At 55.4% G+C, this 17624-nt stretch carries 17 protein-coding genes; 9 read left to right on the top strand and 8 right to left on the bottom strand.

The genetic code is table 11. The annotated features are described in order from the left end of the window. Positions 1–97 precede the first annotated feature (97 nt). The 5 genes from B3P58_RS02655 to metH all read right to left on the bottom strand — a co-directional run bounded on the left by B3P58_RS02655 (position 98) and on the right by metH (position 8302). Positions 98–586: a DUF934 domain-containing protein gene (locus tag B3P58_RS02655; protein ID WP_145468554.1), complete on the bottom strand. Its 489-nt coding sequence runs from the start codon at positions 584–586 to the stop codon at positions 98–100. After that, a complete protein-coding gene (locus B3P58_RS02650) occupies positions 570–2231 on the bottom strand; it encodes a nitrite/sulfite reductase (RefSeq protein ID WP_286715956.1) in 1662 nt (553 codons plus the stop codon). The genes B3P58_RS02655 and B3P58_RS02650 overlap by 17 nt, the downstream gene beginning before the upstream one ends. 168 nt (positions 2232–2399) lie before the next feature. Continuing rightward, positions 2400–3191, bottom strand: coding sequence for a glycerophosphodiester phosphodiesterase family protein (locus tag B3P58_RS02645; RefSeq protein WP_230332283.1), 792 nt, complete (start codon positions 3189–3191; stop codon positions 2400–2402). Positions 3192–3229: 38 nt separating this feature from the next. Then, positions 3230–4588 (bottom strand): MATE family efflux transporter, encoded by a 1359-nt coding sequence (locus tag B3P58_RS02640; RefSeq protein ID WP_286715953.1) that lies wholly within the window; start codon positions 4586–4588, stop codon positions 3230–3232. 3 nt (positions 4589–4591) lie between these two features. Next, complete coding sequence (gene metH, locus B3P58_RS02635) at positions 4592–8302, bottom strand: methionine synthase (protein WP_286715950.1); 3711 nt, start codon at positions 8300–8302, stop codon at positions 4592–4594. 143 nt (positions 8303–8445) lie between these two features. Between metH and nfuA the strand changes: the two genes are divergently transcribed. Beyond that, a complete protein-coding gene (gene nfuA / locus B3P58_RS02630; RefSeq protein WP_145468562.1) occupies positions 8446–9036 on the top strand; it encodes a Fe-S biogenesis protein NfuA in 591 nt (196 codons plus the stop codon). Between the two features lie 68 nt (positions 9037–9104). Here the strand turns inward: nfuA and B3P58_RS02625 are convergent, their stop codons facing one another. After that, complete coding sequence (locus B3P58_RS02625) at positions 9105–9407, bottom strand: PilZ domain-containing protein (RefSeq protein WP_286715946.1); 303 nt, start codon at positions 9405–9407, stop codon at positions 9105–9107. Positions 9408–9677: 270 nt separating this feature from the next. Here B3P58_RS02625 and B3P58_RS02620 point away from each other — a divergent pair, with 270 nt between their 5' ends. The 8 genes from B3P58_RS02620 to B3P58_RS02585 all read left to right on the top strand — a co-directional run bounded on the left by B3P58_RS02620 (position 9678) and on the right by B3P58_RS02585 (position 15653). Then, positions 9678–10850, top strand: a complete 1173-nt coding sequence (locus B3P58_RS02620) for a fused response regulator/phosphatase (protein ID WP_230332280.1) — start codon at positions 9678–9680, stop codon at positions 10848–10850. Continuing rightward, positions 10847–11341 (top strand): STAS domain-containing protein, encoded by a 495-nt coding sequence (locus B3P58_RS02615; protein WP_145468568.1) that lies wholly within the window; start codon positions 10847–10849, stop codon positions 11339–11341. The genes B3P58_RS02620 and B3P58_RS02615 overlap by 4 nt, the downstream gene beginning before the upstream one ends. A 36-nt stretch (positions 11342–11377) precedes the next feature. Then, a complete protein-coding gene (locus B3P58_RS02610; RefSeq protein ID WP_225692660.1) occupies positions 11378–12403 on the top strand; it encodes an NAD(P)H-dependent glycerol-3-phosphate dehydrogenase in 1026 nt (341 codons plus the stop codon). A 51-nt stretch (positions 12404–12454) separates the two neighbouring features. Beyond that, a complete protein-coding gene (locus B3P58_RS02605) occupies positions 12455–12748 on the top strand; it encodes a DUF4389 domain-containing protein (RefSeq protein WP_186435865.1) in 294 nt (97 codons plus the stop codon). After that, positions 12745–13209 (top strand): phosphohistidine phosphatase SixA, encoded by a 465-nt coding sequence (sixA, locus tag B3P58_RS02600; protein ID WP_286715941.1) that lies wholly within the window; start codon positions 12745–12747, stop codon positions 13207–13209. Before B3P58_RS02605 ends, sixA begins: the two co-directional genes overlap by 4 nt. Before the next feature lie 97 nt (positions 13210–13306). Next, complete coding sequence (locus tag B3P58_RS02595) at positions 13307–14092, top strand: alpha/beta fold hydrolase (RefSeq protein WP_286715939.1); 786 nt, start codon at positions 13307–13309, stop codon at positions 14090–14092. Next, the gene (locus B3P58_RS02590; RefSeq protein ID WP_286715936.1) at positions 14089–14931 is read left to right on the top strand and encodes an alpha/beta fold hydrolase; all 843 of its coding nucleotides are present in this window, start codon (positions 14089–14091) and stop codon (positions 14929–14931) included. Before B3P58_RS02595 ends, B3P58_RS02590 begins: the two co-directional genes overlap by 4 nt. Next, entirely contained in the window at positions 14928–15653 is a 726-nt protein-coding gene (locus tag B3P58_RS02585) for a DUF1461 domain-containing protein (protein ID WP_286715934.1), read from the top strand. Before B3P58_RS02590 ends, B3P58_RS02585 begins: the two co-directional genes overlap by 4 nt. A gap of 25 nt (positions 15654–15678) precedes the next feature. Here B3P58_RS02585 and B3P58_RS02580 read toward each other — a convergent pair whose 3' ends face one another. Both B3P58_RS02580 and B3P58_RS02575 read right to left on the bottom strand, forming a co-directional pair. After that, the gene (locus tag B3P58_RS02580) at positions 15679–16296 is read right to left on the bottom strand and encodes an RluA family pseudouridine synthase (protein WP_286715931.1); all 618 of its coding nucleotides are present in this window, start codon (positions 16294–16296) and stop codon (positions 15679–15681) included. Beyond that, positions 16293–17594: an ABC transporter substrate-binding protein gene (locus tag B3P58_RS02575; protein ID WP_286715929.1), complete on the bottom strand. Its 1302-nt coding sequence runs from the start codon at positions 17592–17594 to the stop codon at positions 16293–16295. Before B3P58_RS02575 ends, B3P58_RS02580 begins: the two co-directional genes overlap by 4 nt. Positions 17595–17624 lie beyond the last annotated feature (30 nt).

The following is a 17624-nucleotide window of genomic DNA, read 5'->3' as shown; positions in this document are numbered from 1 at the left end:
CCGGGTTCAGCCATAAGGGTAAGGCAGGGGGCGGGGATGTGCCATGCCCCCGGCGCAGAATCTGACATTGTCAGCACTGCGCGGGTGCCGGAAAGAGCTAGCGGCGACGGAACAGCGGGCGCTGATCGTTAACGTCGTTCTGATAGCAGACGGTGAAGGTCGCGAACGCAGCCAGAGCGTCGTTCAGATCCTGATCGTCACGCAGTGCAAAGCTATTAAAACCACAGCGGTTCATAAAGAACAGCTGGTCGATCAGCACGTCACCGACAGAACGCAGTTCGCCTTTAAAGCCATGACGCTCACGCAGCAGGCGGGCGGTGCTGTAACCACGGCCGTCGCTGAATTTCGGGAAGTTCACAGCAATCAGCACAAACTGACGGCAATCATCGCCAATCAGGTCGGCGGTTTCATCGCTGTTCAGCAGCAGGCCGATTTTACCGGCCTGGGCCAGCGGCAGCAGGGCAGCAGCGTTTTCCTGCCAGCGCTTGAGGCTGATGATGCCATAGTCAGCGATGATGGCATCGTCTTCGATCAGGTGCCATTCGTCGTTGCTGACGAGCTGGCCTTGTTTAATGAGCTGGGCCATAGATCGCCTCCTTGAATGGGTCATGACCGATACGACGGTAGGTTTCGAGGAAGGTTTCACCTTCGCTGCGCTTGGCGACATAGAAGTCGAGAATCTTGGCGATGATGTCCGGCATCTGATCGCGGGCGAAAGATGGCCCAAGGATCTTGCCCAGTGACGTATTCTCGCCAGCGTTACCACCGAGAGAGATCTGATAGAACTCTTCGCCTTTCTTATCGACACCCAGTACGCCGATATTACCAACGTGGTGGTGACCACAGGCGTTCATACAACCGGAAATGTTCAGGTCGATTTCACCCAGATCGTGCAGATAATCCAGATCATCGAAGCGCAGCTGAATGGCTTCGGCAACCGGTATGGACTTGGCGTTGGCCAGGGCACAGAAATCGCCACCCGGGCAGCAGATCATATCGGTCAGCAGACCCAGAGTCGGCGTGGCCAGACCCAGTGCTTTCGCTTCCTGCCACAGGGCAAACAGTTCGCTCTGTTCGACATCGGCCAGTACCAGATTCTGCTGGTGCGTAGAGCGGATTTCACCAAAGCTGTATTTGTCGGCGAGCATGGCGATCTGATCCATCTGCTCTGCAGTCACATCACCCGGAGGCGTGCCTTTCTGCTTCAGCGTCAGGGTCACGATGGCATAACCGGCCTGCTTGTGGGCGCGCACGTTGCGCTGCAGCCAGCGGGCAAAGGCGGCATTTTCAGCGCGGGCTGACGTCAGCTCGGCGGGTCCATCGCTCAGCGCTTTGTAGGCCGGGTCGGTGAAGTGTTTCTTCACGCGTTCCAGTTCGGCAGCAGTCAGTTTGCTGTCACCGTTTTTAATGCGTTCCCACTCGGCTTCAACCAGCTCAGCCATACGCTCAACACCCAGTGCTTTCACCAGAATCTTGATACGGGCTTTGTACTTGTTATCACGGCGACCAAACTGGTTGTACACACGGATAACAGCATCGAGATAGGTCAGCAGGTCTTCTTCTGGCAGGAAGCTGCGGATTTCTTCACCCACGATCGGCGTACGGCCGAGACCACCACCAACCAGAATGCGATAGCCGATCTGGCCTTCGGCATTGCGGATAATGTTCACGCCAATGTCGTGCACCTGAATGGCAGCGCGGTCAGCACCGGGCACCGCGTTCACGGCAATTTTGAATTTACGCGGCAGGAAGGCGAATTCCGGGTGGAAGGTCGACCACTGACGGATGATTTCGCAGTACGGACGCGGATCAACGGTTTCTTCCGCAATGACCCCGGCATATTCGTCGGTGGTGGTGTTACGGATACAGTTACCACTGGTCTGCACGGCGTGCATCTGAACTTCAGCCAGATCGGCCAGAATCTGTGGGCACTGCTCCAGTTTCGGCCAGTTGAACTGTACGTTCTGACGGGTCGAGAAGTGGGCATAGCCTTTATCATATTCACGTGCGACACGCGCCAGGGCACGCATCTGAGCAGAGTTCATCTGACCGTAAGGCACAGCAACCCGCAGCATAGGCGCGTAGCGCTGCACGTAAATGCCATTTTGCAGACGCAGTGGCAGGAACTCGTCATCGGCGATCTTGCCGGCGAGATAGCGCTCCATTTGCCCCTTAAACTGGGCGACGCGCTCATTCAGCAATTGCTGATCGTACTCATCGTATACGTACATAAAAAACCGGTTGCTAACCTGTGGTTATTAGAAAAGTCGTTATGGCGGCGAACGATAGCAGAGCTTGTATATTCTTAAAATTAATATTTATCTATATACAAATAACCGTTTGATCTAGCAGCGATCAGCTGGCTGCGGCATTCCGGCGCCATATTTTTCAGCGCGCTATCAGTGGCTGACACTGCCGCCGCGGGCATTGCCCAGTGCCTGCTCCAGGGCCTGCGGCAGATCGGTAAAGACACCGTCGACACCGGCCTGCAGCAGGCGCTGGGCGGTGTCCGCATCATTCACGGTAAACACCAGCATATGGTAGCCCGCTTCACGGATGGCTCTCACCTGTGCGGCATCGAAAAATTCTTTGGCGAAATGCAGTCCGGCGCAGTCGGCTTCTTCCAGGCGATGCTGCCAGTCGGCCGGAATGGCTTCGACGTTCAGCGCGCGGGTGATGTGGGGCATATGCCGGCGTGCAGATTGCAGTGCGTGGATACTGAAGCTGCTGAGCAACAGTGGCTGCTCAAAGTGAACCTGCTGTAAGGCTTTATGAATGGCCCAGACGGTTTCCGGTTCGCGTCCGATGGTCGGTTTGATCTCGAGGTTGAGTCCCAGCTCCAGATGATTAGCCAGCACCAGTAATTCCGACAGAGTCAGGATCTGTTCGCCACGATACTGCTCAGCAAACCAGCTACCGACATCGAGCTGCTTCAGCTCAGCCAGACGCTTCTGAATCACCAGTCCGTCACCGTCCGAGCAGCGCTTAAGATCGGCGTCGTGGTGAATAACGGCAATGCCGTCGGCAGAAATGGTGACATCAACCTCGGCCCAGCGTGCTCCCTGGCGGGCCGCCAGCTCAATGGCTGCGCGGGTATTTTCCGGCGCATGGCCGCTGGCACCGCGATGGGCAATAACCGGGCTTATCTCTTCGTAGGCATCAGGGCTGGAAAAAGGAATCATGGTAGGCATGGCTGGACTCGGTGTGATTGATCCGGAGTTGATGATCGTTAAATAGAAATATGAGCCCAGCGGCGGGAGCGCCAGATCAGGCCATAAATCAGCGACAACGTAATACGTTGGCCGCCCTGAAGCAACCAGATTCCCAACAGACCGAAGCCCGCGACAGGCCCTGCCAGGAAGGCCAGCGGCAGCAGTATGCCCCATTGCATCAGCAGGTTAATGTGCATCACCTGACGGCTGGCGCCAGCGCCCAGCAGTGCCTGGGTCAGCACCATGGCGGTGACCTCAAATACGATATTGATGCCGGTAATGCGCAGTGGCCAGAGTCCCAGCTCAATCAGGTGCTGCTCCGGAGTAAACAAACGCAGTACCAGTTCGGGGAATAGCCACAACGGCAGACCGAGCAGAGCCATCATCAGCATGGCAACGCGCACCACTTCCCAGCCCCAGCGGTAAGCGTCATCGCGGTCACCACGTCCCAGCGCATGACCAACCAGACTGGTGGAAGCAATGCCGAGCCCCACGGCTGGCAGAATCAGCAGCAGTGCGAGGCTGATCAGAATATGGCCGATGGCCTGCTCCTGGGTGCCGACCTGGCCGATGATCCAGAACAGCACACTGACACCAAGGGCGAACAGTGTTTGCTGGGTCGAGTTGGGCAGGGCAAGGCGCATCACGCTCAGAATGGTGCCGCGGCGGGTGCGGTTATGGCCATGGAAGCGCTGACGGTGGCGGGTAAAGGTCTGCCAGAAATACAGCGCACAACCAAAGAACAGGGCGATGGTGGTGCCGATGCCGGAACCGACGGCGCCCAGTCCCTGCAAGCTGCCAATACCAAAAATCAGCAGATAGCTGACGCCGACGTTCACCAGATGCATCACCAGCAGTGTCTGCAGATAGGTTTTGCCTTCTCCTATGCCGTTCCAGAAACCACGGAAGACAAAGTTCATGCCGACTGCCACGGTTGCCAGTGTGCGCCACTCAAAATAAGGCACTGCAATATCAAGGACTTGCTGATCGGAATTAAAGAGCGGAATCAGGTAGGGCGCGATCAGAACAAACAGCAGCGTAAGCGGCAGGCTGATGGCGAGGGCGAGGATAAGACCGGCGATTAAGGGTTCGAACAGGCGCTCATGTTCACCGGCGCCGAAGCGTCTGGCGACCAGGGCCTGCACGCCGGCAGATAAACCCATCACCATCGACACGGTAATAAAGGTGGCATAACCGCCGACACCAACACCGGCGAGAGCGGCATCGCCGAGGCGCCCGACCATGGCCGCATCGACCAGATTGATCAGGCTCTGTGACAGCATGCCGCCGATAATCGGCACGCCGATGGTGAGGATGCGCAGCAGCCGCTGCGGTTCAATCCGCAGCAGGCTGCTTAACGGCTGCAGCCAGTTCACAACTCAGCGGTCGTAGCTGAGGTTGGGGGCCAGCCAGCGCTCCATCTGCTCCAGATCCATTCCTTTACGGGCGGCAATATCCGTTACCTGATCTTTATCGATCTTGCCCAGGCCGAAGTATTTGGCATCCGGATGTGAGAAATACCAGCCGCTGACGGAGGCTGCCGGGGTCATGGCGAAGTTTTCGGTCAGGCTGACGCCGGTATTGGCTTCGGCATTGAGCAGGCGGAACAGGGTGGCTTTTTCGGTATGATCCGGGCAGGCCGGGTAACCCGGTGCCGGACGGGTACCTTTGTAGTTTTCTTTGATCAGCTCTTCATTGCTCAGCTGTTCATCACTGGCGTAGCCCCACAACTCCTTACGCACAATTTCATGCAGGCGCTCGGCAAAGGCTTCGGCCAGACGGTCGGCCAGTGCCTTGATCAGAATGCTGTTGTAATCATCGTGTGCTGCGTCGTAATCGTTGGCCAGTTTTTCGGCTTCGATACCGGCGGTGACCACGAAAGCGCCCATGTAGTCGTCGACACTGCCTTCCGGCGCCACAAAGTCAGCCAGCGAGTAGTTAGGCTGGTCGTTGGGCTTATCGGTCTGCTGACGCAGCTGATGCAGAACCGCCAGCTCAGCGCTGCGGTCTTCATTAAATACCGCAATATCGTCCGCACCGCGGCGCTGCGCCGGCCACAGGCCAACCACGCCACGGGCATTGAAGAGTTTTTCATCGATGATGCGCGCCAGCATTGCCTGGGCATCTTTGAACAGGGCCGTGGCCGCTTCGCCGACCACTTCATCTTCCAGAATGCGCGGGTATTTGCCGGCCAGTTCCCAGGACATAAAGAACGGTGTCCAGTCGATGTATTTGGCCAGATCGGCAATATCGAAGTCTTCGTAAACGGTGATGCCCAGCTTGTTAGGCTTGGGTGGCTGGTAGTTATCCCAGTCGCCCTGATAAGCGTTGGCGCAGGCCTGTTCGTAAGTCAGGAGGGCCTTGGCTTTACGGTTGGCATTGCGGATACGCACGGCTTCGTATTCGTCGCGGCGTTCGGCAATAAACTCGGCTTTGGCGGCCGGAGTCACCAGCTTCTGCGCTACGCCAACGGCGCGGGACGCATCGGCAACATAAACGGCGATGTCGTTTTTGTACTGCGGCTCAATTTTTACCGCGGTGTGCGCCTTGGACGTTGTGGCACCACCAATCATCAGTGGCAGATGGAAGTCGAGACGCTGCATCTCGCGCGCCACGTGCACCATTTCATCCAGCGACGGGGTAATCAGACCCGATAAACCGATGATGTCGACGTTCTCTTCTTTGGCAACCTTCAGAATCTTCTCCGCAGGCACCATCACGCCGAGGTCGATCACCTCGAAGTTATTACACTGCAGTACCACGCCAACGATGTTCTTACCGATGTCGTGCACGTCGCCTTTGACGGTGGCCATCAGGATCTTGCCCTGGGTTTCCGACTTGCCGTTTTTCTCGGCTTCGATAAAGGGCAGCAGATAGGCTACAGCCTGCTTCATAACGCGGGCGCTTTTTACCACCTGCGGCAGGAACATTTTGCCCGAGCCGAACAGGTCGCCGACCACGTTCATGCCGTCCATCAGCGGACCTTCGATCACTTCGATCGGACGCGCGAAGCCTTTGCGGGCTTCTTCTGTGTCTTCTTCAACGTAAGCGTTGATGCCTTTTACCAGGGCGTGGGTCAGGCGCTCACGGACCGGCAGGGTACGCCACTCTTCCGTTTCTTTTTCCTGCACACTGCCGTCGCCACGGTATTTCTCGGCGATTTCCAGCATGCGATCGGTACCGTCGGCGCGGCGGTTGAGAATCACATCTTCAACGCGCTCTTTCAGTTCCGCCGGCAGGTCGTCGTATACCGCCAGCTGACCGGCGTTGACGATACCCATGCTCATGCCGTTCTGAATGGCGTGATAGAGGAACACGGAGTGAATGGCTTCACGTACCGGCTCGTTACCGCGGAAAGAGAACGATACGTTGGAGACGCCACCCGAGATCTTGGCGTGGGGCAGGTTCTCGGTGATGTACTTACAGCTGTTGATGAAATCAACGGCGTAGTTGTTGTGCTCTTCGATGCCGGTGGCAACGGCAAAGATGTTCGGGTCGAAGATGATGTCTTCCGGCGGGAAGCCGACTTTATCAACCAGCACGCGGTAAGAACGCTCACAGATTTCGTTTTTGCGCGCTTCGGTATCGGCCTGGCCGTTTTCGTCAAAGGCCATTACCACCACGGCGGCGCCATAGCGCAGGCAGCGCTTGGCTTTGGCGATAAATTCTTCTTCGCCTTCTTTCAGGCTGATGGAGTTCACCACCGCCTTGCCCTGAATGCACTTCAGGCCGGCTTCGATGATTTCCCACTTGGAGGAGTCGACCATTATCGGTACGCGGGCAATATCCGGCTCGGAGGCGATCAGGTTGAGGTAGCGCACCATGGCCGCCTGGGAGTCGAGCATCCCTTCGTCCATGTTGATGTCGATGATCTGGGCGCCGTTCTCGACCTGCTGGCGGGCGATCTCCAGTGCTTCGTCATAGTTTTCTTCGATAATCAGGCGCTTGAACTTAGCCGAGCCGGTGACGTTGGCGCGCTCGCCGACGTTCACAAACAGGCTGTCTTCGTCAAAGTTGAACGGTTCCAGACCGGCCAGACGACAGGCGGGTTTGATGTCCGGCAGGGCGCGAGGCGCGTGTTTGGCCACCGCTTCGGCAACGGCTTTGATGTGCGCAGGGGTCGTGCCGCAGCAGCCGCCGACAATGTTCAGGAAGCCGGAGGCGGCAAATTCTTCGACGATCACGGCCATTTCGGCAGCGGACTGGTCGTATTCACCAAACTCGTTCGGCAGACCGGCATTCGGGTGGGCCGAAACAAAGGTGCTGACTTTTTTCGACAGCTCTTCAACGTGTGGACGCAGTTCTTCGGCGCCCAGTGCGCAGTTCAGGCCGACCGACAGCGGACGGGCGTGGGCAACCGAGTTCCAGAAGGCCTCTGCGGTCTGGCCCGACAGGGTGCGGCCGGAAGCGTCGGTGATGGTGCCGGAAATCATAATCGGCAGTTCTTCGCCACGCTGTTCGAACACTTCCTGCGCGGCGTAAATCGCAGCCTTGGCGTTCAGGGTATCGAAGATGGTTTCAATCAGAATGATATCGGCGCCACCGTCCATCAGACCGTGGGTGGCTTCCACATATTCTTCCACCAGCTGATCAAAGCTGATGGCGCGGTAGCCTGGGTCGTTTACATCCGGGGAAATCGACGCGGTTTTACTGGTCGGCCCAAGCACGCCGGCAACGTAGCGCGGTATACCGGTGTCACGCTCAACTTCGTCGGCCACGCGGCGGGCGAGAGCAGCCGCTTCGCGGTTCAGCTCCGGTACCAGATCTTCCATCTGATAATCGGCCTGGGAGACGCGGGTAGAGTTGAAGGTGTTGGTTTCAACGATGTCGGCGCCGGCCAGATAATACTGTTTGTGAATACCGGCAATGATGTCCGGCTGAGTCAGTACCAGCAGGTCGTTGTTGCCTTTGACATCCTGGCTGATGTCGGCAAAACGGCTGCCACGGTAATCTTTTTCTTCCAGCATGTGCGACTGAATCAGTGTGCCCATGCCGCCGTCCAGAATATGGATACGCTGCTTCAGGTTGTCTTTCAGGCGGGCGATACGCTGTTGACGAATGGCCGTAAGGGAAGAGGTAGTCTGACTCATAAATCTCTGATGTCTTAAACCGGAAAAATGGCGCCGGATTGTACCAGAGGTGGAAACACTTGTCTTATCCAACCATTTTGCTGGGGTATTTCGCCGCGCAGCGCCATTCGTTACAATGGCGACACTTGATAGAGGTAAAGACTATGACAACCTATGTAACCATCACCCCGGATGCGGAAGACTATCTGGCACAGTTGCTGGAAAAGCAGAATGTCGAGGGGATGGCTGTTCGTGTTTTTATTACTCAGCCCGGCACCAAATACGCTGAAACCTGCCTGGCCTACTGCCGTCCGGAAGAAGTTCATGCCTCAGACCAGTTGCAGGCAATGGACAAGCTGCGGGTGTTTGTTGAGGCAATGAGCATTCCTTATCTGGAAGAATCCATCATCGATTTTGCCAAGGACCGCATGGGTGGTCAGCTGACCATCAAAGCTCCGAATGCCAAAATGCCAAAGGTTACCGCCGACAGCCCGGTGGAAGAGCGCATCAACTATTTGCTGTATACCGAAATCAATCCTGGTCTGGCAGCACATGGTGGCGATGTCAGTCTGGTTGAACTGACCGAAGATGGCGTGGCTGTGCTGAAATTCGGCGGCGGCTGTCAGGGATGCAGTGCGGTGGATATGACTCTGAAAGATGGTGTCGAAGCGTCGCTGATTGCCAAGATCCCGGAAGTAAAAGCGGTACGTGACGTGACGGATCATACTCAGGCCGATAATGCTTATTTCAAATAAGGCATAAGCACGTTGTCTGAAACAAAAAAGCCAGCAGATTGCTGGCTTTTTTGTTCCTGATTGAACCGTCAGAGAAAAGAATCGATGGTTGCGCCTATGCGGTAGTTTTCACTGCCGTCTTCTTCGATCCGGCAAACCGTTACCTGAGCTTCCAGTGGGGTGGTGTAGCCTCCGCCACTGGATACCGTCAGGCGGCCACTCATGCCCATGGGGATGGCCTCAAAGTGCTGCAGCTGTACGCCACTGCTGCTGAGGTCCAGACAGGTCAGGTCGTAGCTGCTGCCATCGTTGAGCGTCAGGGTCGCCGGAGCGGATACCTGCATGCGGATAAAATTCCGTTTTTCTTGGTAGTTTCTCGCCAGACTGGACATGGTTTTTCTCCTTATTAGAGTCTTTCCGATGCTATCGTGGTGACTAATTTTTGTACATTGAGAAAAATTCAGCATTCCCCGTGCCATAAGCGCCTTCAGCTAATAATTTAATCCCACTAAAAGACTGCTTTAAGAGTCATTGTTCAGTGCTTAAATCAGGAACCTGACTGTGCGGAGAGTTTTTTGCCCGGCGGCTTAATTTTAGGGATTGCAAGGGGGGGCAGATGACGTTAGTGTTCGCCCCAATTGAGCGTATGCCGGGAGTTACTGATGGCCGCGAGTGTGCTGGTCATTGACGATGATTCGACTGTCCGCGATAGCATGGTTGCCTTTCTGGATGACTATGATTATCAGGTGCTGTCTGCCGCCTGTGGCCGCGAGGCTTTACAGCTGCTGGCCGAGCGCAGCGTGGATGCTGTTGTCTGTGACCTCAAGATGCCAGGCCTGAACGGCATTGAGCTGCTTGAAAAGCTGAAACAGCAACAGCCTTTGTTGCCGGTGATTGTCGTCTCTGGCGCCGGGGTGATGGATGATGTGGTGAAGGCTTTGCGCTTGGGAGCTGACGATTATCTGGTGAAGCCCATCCTGGATATGGAAGTGCTGCATCACTCGCTGAAAAAGTCCCTGCAACGTGCACAGCTTGAGGCAGATAATAATGCCTACCGCGAGCATCTTGAAAAAACCAATACCGAGCTTAAACGTGGCCTTGATGAGCTGCGTAATGATCAGCTTGCCGGCCGTCAGGCGCAGTTGCGCATGTTGCCCGAGCCGGTATTACTCGACGGCATCCGCTGCGACCATAAAATCATCCCTTCACTGATGCTCAGCGGCGACTTCCTCGACTATTTCGAACTGGACGATAAACGTCTGGTGTTTTACATCGCTGATGTGTCCGGCCATGGTGCATCTTCTGCATTCGTGACGGTGTTGCTGAAAAACCTGACTTACCGCCTGCGCCGCAACCTGCAGCGTGGCTCCAGTGATGATCTGCTGCATCCGTCGCAGGTATTGTCCCGTATCAATTCAGAACTGCTGGCCTCTGAGCTGGAAAAGCACCTGACTATGTTTTACGGCGTGATTGATACCGCAACCCTGATGCTGGAATACAGCGTTGGCGGCCATTTTCCAATGCCGGTGCTGCTGCATGGCGATTCGGCTGAATATCTGACCGGGCGTGGTATGCCGGTGGGCATGTTCCGTGAAGCTGAATATCAGAATTATCAGCTGCAACTGCCGGAACCCTTCAGTCTGTTGTTGTTTTCGGATGGAATACTGGAAATCATGGCGGAACCGACCTTGAATGATAAAGAAGCCTTATTATTAAAGGTGGCGGCAAAAAGTCGCGGTAACCTTGAGCAGATCTGTGGGCAGCTGGGTATTGACGACCTCCCTGAGGTTCCGGATGACATCGCGATGGTTGCTATTGGCCGGGGTGTGTTATGACATCAGGTAAAGTGCAGGTAGCCTTTTGCAAAGGCATTCATGTGATCCGACTCATCGGTGATGTTCGTCTTAACCTGTGCTCTGCACTGGAGCACTACCTTGATGACATCCTGAACCATCCGGATTTTGATAACGTCATCGTTGATCTGTCACTGGCGGAAGGTGTCGACAGCACAACACTGGGTCAGATTGCCAAAATATCCATCATCTGCCGCGAACGTTTTGGCATTACTCCAACGATCTCCAGTCCTAATCCGGGCATTACCCGGATTCTGCTCAGCATGGGCTTTGACCAGGTTTTCCATATTATTAACGAACCGTTCTCGGATGAGGCCGATTTTCGCGAATGGGCAGCGGATGCTGTCGATGAAGATAAGGCACGCGAACAGGTTATTTCTGCTCATCGGGTTCTGATGAGCCTCAATGATAAAAATAAAGATGCATTCCGGGAGTTGGTTGATTCGCTTGAATCTGACCGTTTCCACTCTTAACAGCTGAAATTCATCCTGCGAACCCAAGGGGGCTAAGTGGTCATCCAGAAGGCGGCCGTAATCGGCGGTGGCAGCTTTGGCACAGTAGTGGCCAATATTCTTGCCGACAATCAAATACACACCGTGCAGTGGATGCGCAACGATGACGTTGCCCGCAGCATCAATGAACAGCACACCAATCCACAGTACCTGCCGGATGTCAGTCTGAATCCGTCACTGACGGCGACCACTGATCTGCTTGAGGCGATTCGCGGAGCGGAGGTGATTTTTGTTTCTGTGCCGAGCAAATCGGTACGTGAAGTAGTGTCATCATTTGCAGCTGAACTGACACCGGATCAGGCGCTGGTCAGCACCACCAAAGGTATTGAACCGGACGGTTTCCTGTTGATGAGCCAGGTACTGGCGGAGATTTGTCCGGACAATCCGGTTGGTGTCCTCAGTGGCCCTAATCTGGCCAAAGAGATTGCCAAACGCGAGTTGGCGGCAACTGTTATTGCCAGTGAAAACAGTGACTTACGACGCAATATTCAGGAAGCGCTGAGCTGTCCTTACTTCCGTGTGTACGCATCCAACGACCTGTATGGGGTTGAGCTGAGCGGGGCGCTGAAGAATATCTACGCCATTGTGTCCGGTTTCGTCGCCGCTCTTGGCATGGGTGAAAACACCCGCAGTATGATTATTACCCGCTCGCTGGCCGAGATGAGCCGCTTTGCCGTAGCGCTGGGGGCCAACCCGCTGACATTCCTCGGCCTGGCAGGTGTGGGTGATCTGGTGGTGACCTGTACATCACCGCTGAGCCGCAATTACCGGGTTGGCTACGCCATTGGGCAGGGTAAAAGTCTGGCTGAGGCCGTGGACGAACTGGGCGAAGTGGCTGAAGGTGTTAATACCTTGCGTTATGTCAGGGCAAAAGCGCAGGAATTGAGTATTTATATGCCCCTGGTGATGGGCGCTTATGAGGTATTGTTCAATGCGGCCGATCCCCGGGTGGTTGCGCAGGGTCTGATGACCGGCGAGCATGCCTCTGATGTGGAGTTTGCCTTACCCCGCTGTGAAATATAACGCGGACAGGGTTGTCAGTATGGTTGCGCAATTTTATTCATGAGGTCAGAAATGAACGATTTTAAAGAAAATGTCACATCCGATGCGTTCTGGTTAAAAACGCTCTATATCATCGGATTTTTCATCGTTTACCGTGTGCTGGATCTGGTTTTGCTGCTGATTACTCTGGTGCAGTGGGTGTTCCGTCTGGTATCCGGCGAGCCGAATGCGTCGCTGACGGAGTTTGGCCAGGCACTGGGAGAGTATGTGAAGCAGATTATTCACTACCTGACTGGCGCCAGCGATGAAAAGCCTTTTCCGTTTCAGGACTGGCCTAACAGTAAAGAGAAGGCTTCTGCCGAGTGAAAATCTGTATTGTTCGTCATGGTTCTGCAGTCAGTGGGGCTGTTCAGGATCAGAATCGCGGCCTGACTGACAGGGGTGCCGGTCAGGCCGCAGGTGCCGGCCGCTGGCTGGCACAACAAACCTTTAACAATCCCCGCATTCTTGCCAGCCCTTTTCTGCGTGCACAGCAAACGGCACAGGCCATTGCCGGGAGTCTGGGATTGGCGGTTGAAACCATGCCGCATCTGGTGCCGGACGGTGATGTTCAGCAGTTGCTGAATGATCTTTCCGCCCAGGAGCAGGATCTGATTCTGGTGTCGCATTTACCCCTGGTCGGTCATCTGGCTGCCATGCTGGTTGATGGCGAGCTGTATGATCAGCCCTGGTCGCCGGCTGAATGCTGGATTCTGCAGGGGGATCTTGCTGCCGCCGCTTGTATGAGTGTCGATGCTGTCTGGTACCCGGTGCTCGACGGACTGTGAAATGTATTGTGGCCGTTAAGCTCCGATAACGGCCGGATTCCCCCTTGTGTTGTTTCCCGCATGGTTATAGCGTTGCGTTTTTTTATTGCGCGCGTTTATGAAAGATATTCTCCATTTTTCTCATGCCAATGGTTTTCCGGCTGGCACCTATCGGGTGTTATTCGAAGCGCTGTCGGCCCATTACGATGTACGCAGCATCGATCGAATCGGACACAATCCGGATTACCCGGTCACCGATAACTGGCGCCATCTGGAAGCCGAGCTGATCCACTATTTTGAGCATCATTACAGGCAACCTGTGATTGCCGTGGGGCACTCGCTCGGAGGGCTGCTGAGTCTGATGGTGGCAGTAAAGCGTCCTGATCTGGTAAAAGCCCTGATCATGCTGGACTCTCCGGCATTGTCACCGCTGGAGGCCAATGGCCTGCGACTGGTTAAACGCCTGGGACTGGTTGATAAAGTCACACCGGCCGGACGAACAGAAGGGCGGCGCAGTGAGTGGGCTTCGCAAGAGGATGCCATTGAGTACTTCCGCGGCAAGTCGTTGTTGCGCTATTTCGATGAGCGTTGCCTGAAGGATTATGTGCAAAGCGGAACTGAGCCGACAGCGAATGGCGTCGTTCTGCGTTTTGATCCGGATATTGAAATGAAGATTTACCGCACGGTGCCGCATAACCTGCGTATCCGTTCCGGACTTCAGGTTCCTGGCGCTGCGCTCGGCGGTGAGCACAGCAAAGTATTCCGCCGTCTTAACGGCGCTTACATGCAAAGCCGCCTCGGTATGAAAGTGCGCTGGCTACCGGGCAGTCATATGTTTCCACTGGAGCGTCCGGAGCGGACGGCGGCGGTGATTCATCAGTTATTAGGAGAGTTGCTGGCATGACATCCATTGAATGGCGGTGCCGCTTTGGTACTTTACGTGGATTGCAGTGGGGGGAGCAGGTAAAGCCTAAAGTGCTGGCTTTGCATGGCTGGCTGGATAATGCCGCAACCTTTTCGCGGCTGGCGCCACTGCTGCGGGACGTCTGTGTTCTTGCCCCGGATTTACCGGGACACGGCCATTCCGACTGGCTGGGCGAAGGTGCCGATTATGCCATCTGGTCTTCGCTGGAAGCTTTATACGATCTGCTGTTGTCCGTGGATGAGCCTGTACACCTGCTGGGGCATTCAATGGGCTCGGCAGCGGGCATGCTGCTGGCTGGTGCTTCTCCTGACAGGATCGCTTCTTATGTTGCTCTGGACGCGCTGGGGCCGCTGACTACGCCGCCAGCTCAGGCGCCGGAACAGCTGGCTAAAGCCATTATGGCGCCGGTAAAAACCACAACGCTGAAGGTGCATGCCGGTGCTGAGGACGCATTGGCCGCCAGAGTGCGGCAGAACCCGGAGTTGAGTCCGGAGTGCATCTGGCCGGTGGTCGAGCGTAACCTGCAATCACTGGACGGCGGTGTCGGCTGGCGTACCGATGGGCGCCTGCGGGCGATCTCAAAGGTGCGCCTGACCGAACCGCAGATCGAAGCTTTTATGGCTGCGATGAATATGCCTGCTCTGGTGTTGCGTGCCGAACAGGGGCTGATTCCGCGTGCGATGTTTGATCTGCGTATTAAGCACCTGTCACGGGCCACACTGGAAGAATTTCCGGGACACCATCATTTCCATCTGGAGGAATCCACGGTGACCGCTCTGGCAGCCCGGATTAACCGTTTCTGGCAGGATCTGGCATGAAGAGAATTCAGGGGCTGTGGTTTCTGACCTTACTGGGTGGATTTATCAGCTGCCTGGCGCTGGGCTGGTTGGTGCAGGCCAAGCAGAATTACAGCTATGGCTTCTGGTATGACTGGTACAGCATCGGCGCCCATATTGAGCGCTTCGGCCCGAAAAACCGCTATATCGCCGGACTGGAGCTTCTGGACAAAGAAGAGCATGTACGTCTGTTTGATGACATCAGTATTGCGGTACACCGGCATGGTGAGGGGCTGGCGGACATTCAGTTTGAGCATAATGGTCAGGCCGTGGGTCTGCTGCACCGGGCGGAAATAATTCATCTGCAGGATGTGGCCAACCTGATTGATGTGCTGTACAGCGCATCGCTGCTGATTGCTTTTATCACATTATTGATGCTGGCTGGCTTGCTATGGCGGGGTACCGCACCGCTTTGGAAGCAGCAGCTGTTCTGGCTGCTGGGTACTTTGCTGATGGCCGGGGCTGTAGTGCTGATTGTTGGCCCCAAAGAGGTTTTCTATCAGCTGCATGTGTGGATTTTTCCCGATAATCATCAGTGGTTTTTTTATTATCAGGATTCGTTGATGAGCACACTGATGAAAGCGCCTGTGCTGTTTGGCGGCATTGCTCTGGCGATTATTGCCGGCGGGGTGCTGTTTTTTGCACTGTTTGTGTTATTGCTGCGCTGGCTTCTGAGGCTTCGCTCAGGGGTTGTACCTGCCTGAGCGGAGTTGCTGATAAGGTCCGGCGTCAGAACGGCGTTGGGCAAACAATCTGCAACGCTTCGCCGCTGCCGGGGTGGGTGAAATCCAGCTCACGGGCGTGCAGCATCATACGCGGCTGCTCTTTGGCACTTTCACCGGCGTAGAACACGTCGCCGACAATCGGATGGCCCAGATTCAGCATATGCAGGCGCAGCTGATGGGAGCGTCCGGTTTTCGGATACATTTCCACCCGGGTTGTTTCTTCATTCTGTGCCAGTCGTTTCCAGCGGGTCAGGGCATAGCGGCCATTAACGTGGCTGATTTTCTGCAGTGGCCGGTTGGGCCAGTCCACGCAAATCGGCAGGTTTACGCAGCCCCAGTTGCCTTTAAGCTGGCCGATCACCAGGCTTTCGTACACTTTGCGGGTTTTCTGCTTTTCGAACTGTTGCTGCACATGGGTAAGCGCGGCCTTATGGCGGGCGAAAACAATAATCCCTGATGTATCGCGGTCGAGGCGGTGGATCACATGCAGTTCGCCGAATTGCTCAGCCAGCAGAGAGAAGGCCGATTCGGGTATGTAGCGTCCGGGGACGCTCAGCAGACCGGCGGGCTTGTTCAGAATGATGATGTCGTCATCGGCCAGAATGATATCAAGGGGGGTCATTGTGGGTAGTTGTGTTTTTTCAGCAAAGATTGGTATGTACCGTCGGCTTTAATGCGTTCCAGTCCGGTATTGAATGCCTGAATCAGGGCTTCGGCCCCGGTTGCAGAGCGCGCGATACTAACACGCAGCTCGCGGCTCGCCAAAGGCGTAGCGACTCTCTGCAGGTGATTGGCAATATGTTCCTTGCTGTTCAGCTCAATATCCGCCATCCAGGAATCAACCAGGGCCAGGTCAATGGATTTGTTGGCCACTTCGCGGAACAGCTGGGAGCAATAATCCAGCTTCTGCAGATGAAACAGCGGGGCTATCTGGCTGAACGCCTGACCATAATCGACACCATTGAAAACTCCGAGGCGGTAGCCTTTGTTTGTCAGCTGCTGCTTAAGCATATCCGGACTGGCATAGTCAAAGGGATCGTCGTCGCGCTTGATAAATACCAGGGTATTCTCCAGATAAGGGACGGAATAAAGCTGTGTGGCTGACGCTTGCTGAGGTTGCCAGGCGGCAATTTCTCCCTGCAGCTGACCTGCGCTGGTGTTTTCTTCGATCTTCAGGGCCGGAGCAAACACCAGTTCGACCTGATAGCCGGCACGCGCGAATGCAGTCGTTACAATATCGGCTGCAAGACCAAAACCGGGCAGGTTACTGCCCAGATAAGGTCCCCACGCGCGTGCCCCCAGCTTTACCGTTGGGGCGGCACTCTTGTATTCATCGGCCAGCTTTGAAATAGCCTGTGCCAGGCCATCCTGTTCGATGCTCAGGGATACCTGATCACGGAAGCTCTTGGTCAGGCTGACTCCTTCGATAATGACGTCAAATACCTGCCATTGCTTCTGTTTCAGATAAAGTTTGTAGTCGACCCGGATCGGTGGTGCGCCAACCCGCTGAATTTGGCTTTTAACAATGGCCTGATTGCCTTCGTCATTCAGGCGGGAGTCTTCAAATAAAATGGTCTGGCCGTCAAAGGCGCGGAAAGCTCCGGCATAAGTGCGGATGACTTTCTCTTTAAAGGCAATGGTGAAGGTTTTTTGCTGCTCCATGGATGCCCGTTTCCAGTATTTACCCAGAACACGCTTGGCCATATAAACGTGGTCGACCACTGGCAGCAGCAGCTCATCGACCAGTTGTTCAACGTAGTTCTCCTGATTCTGGACTAATTCCCGGTCACTGATCAGACGATCGGTCATGGCTTTGGCCGTGGTCTCGACTGTGGTTCGTGGTGCATCGTCTGCGGCCTGTACGGTCAGTCCGAACAGCAGGCAGGCGACAAACAGCACAGATTGCAGCGCGTATTTCATAACGTCCCCGTTTTTTGTTGTTTATCCGTG

Source organism: Thalassolituus sp. UBA2009 (assembly GCF_002335285.1).
GTDB classification, from domain to species: domain Bacteria; phylum Pseudomonadota; class Gammaproteobacteria; order Pseudomonadales; family Oceanobacteraceae; genus Venatoribacter; species Venatoribacter alkanivorans.
Note: the sequence above shows the minus strand (reverse complement) of the source record. Positions and strands in the feature narration are given on the sequence as shown.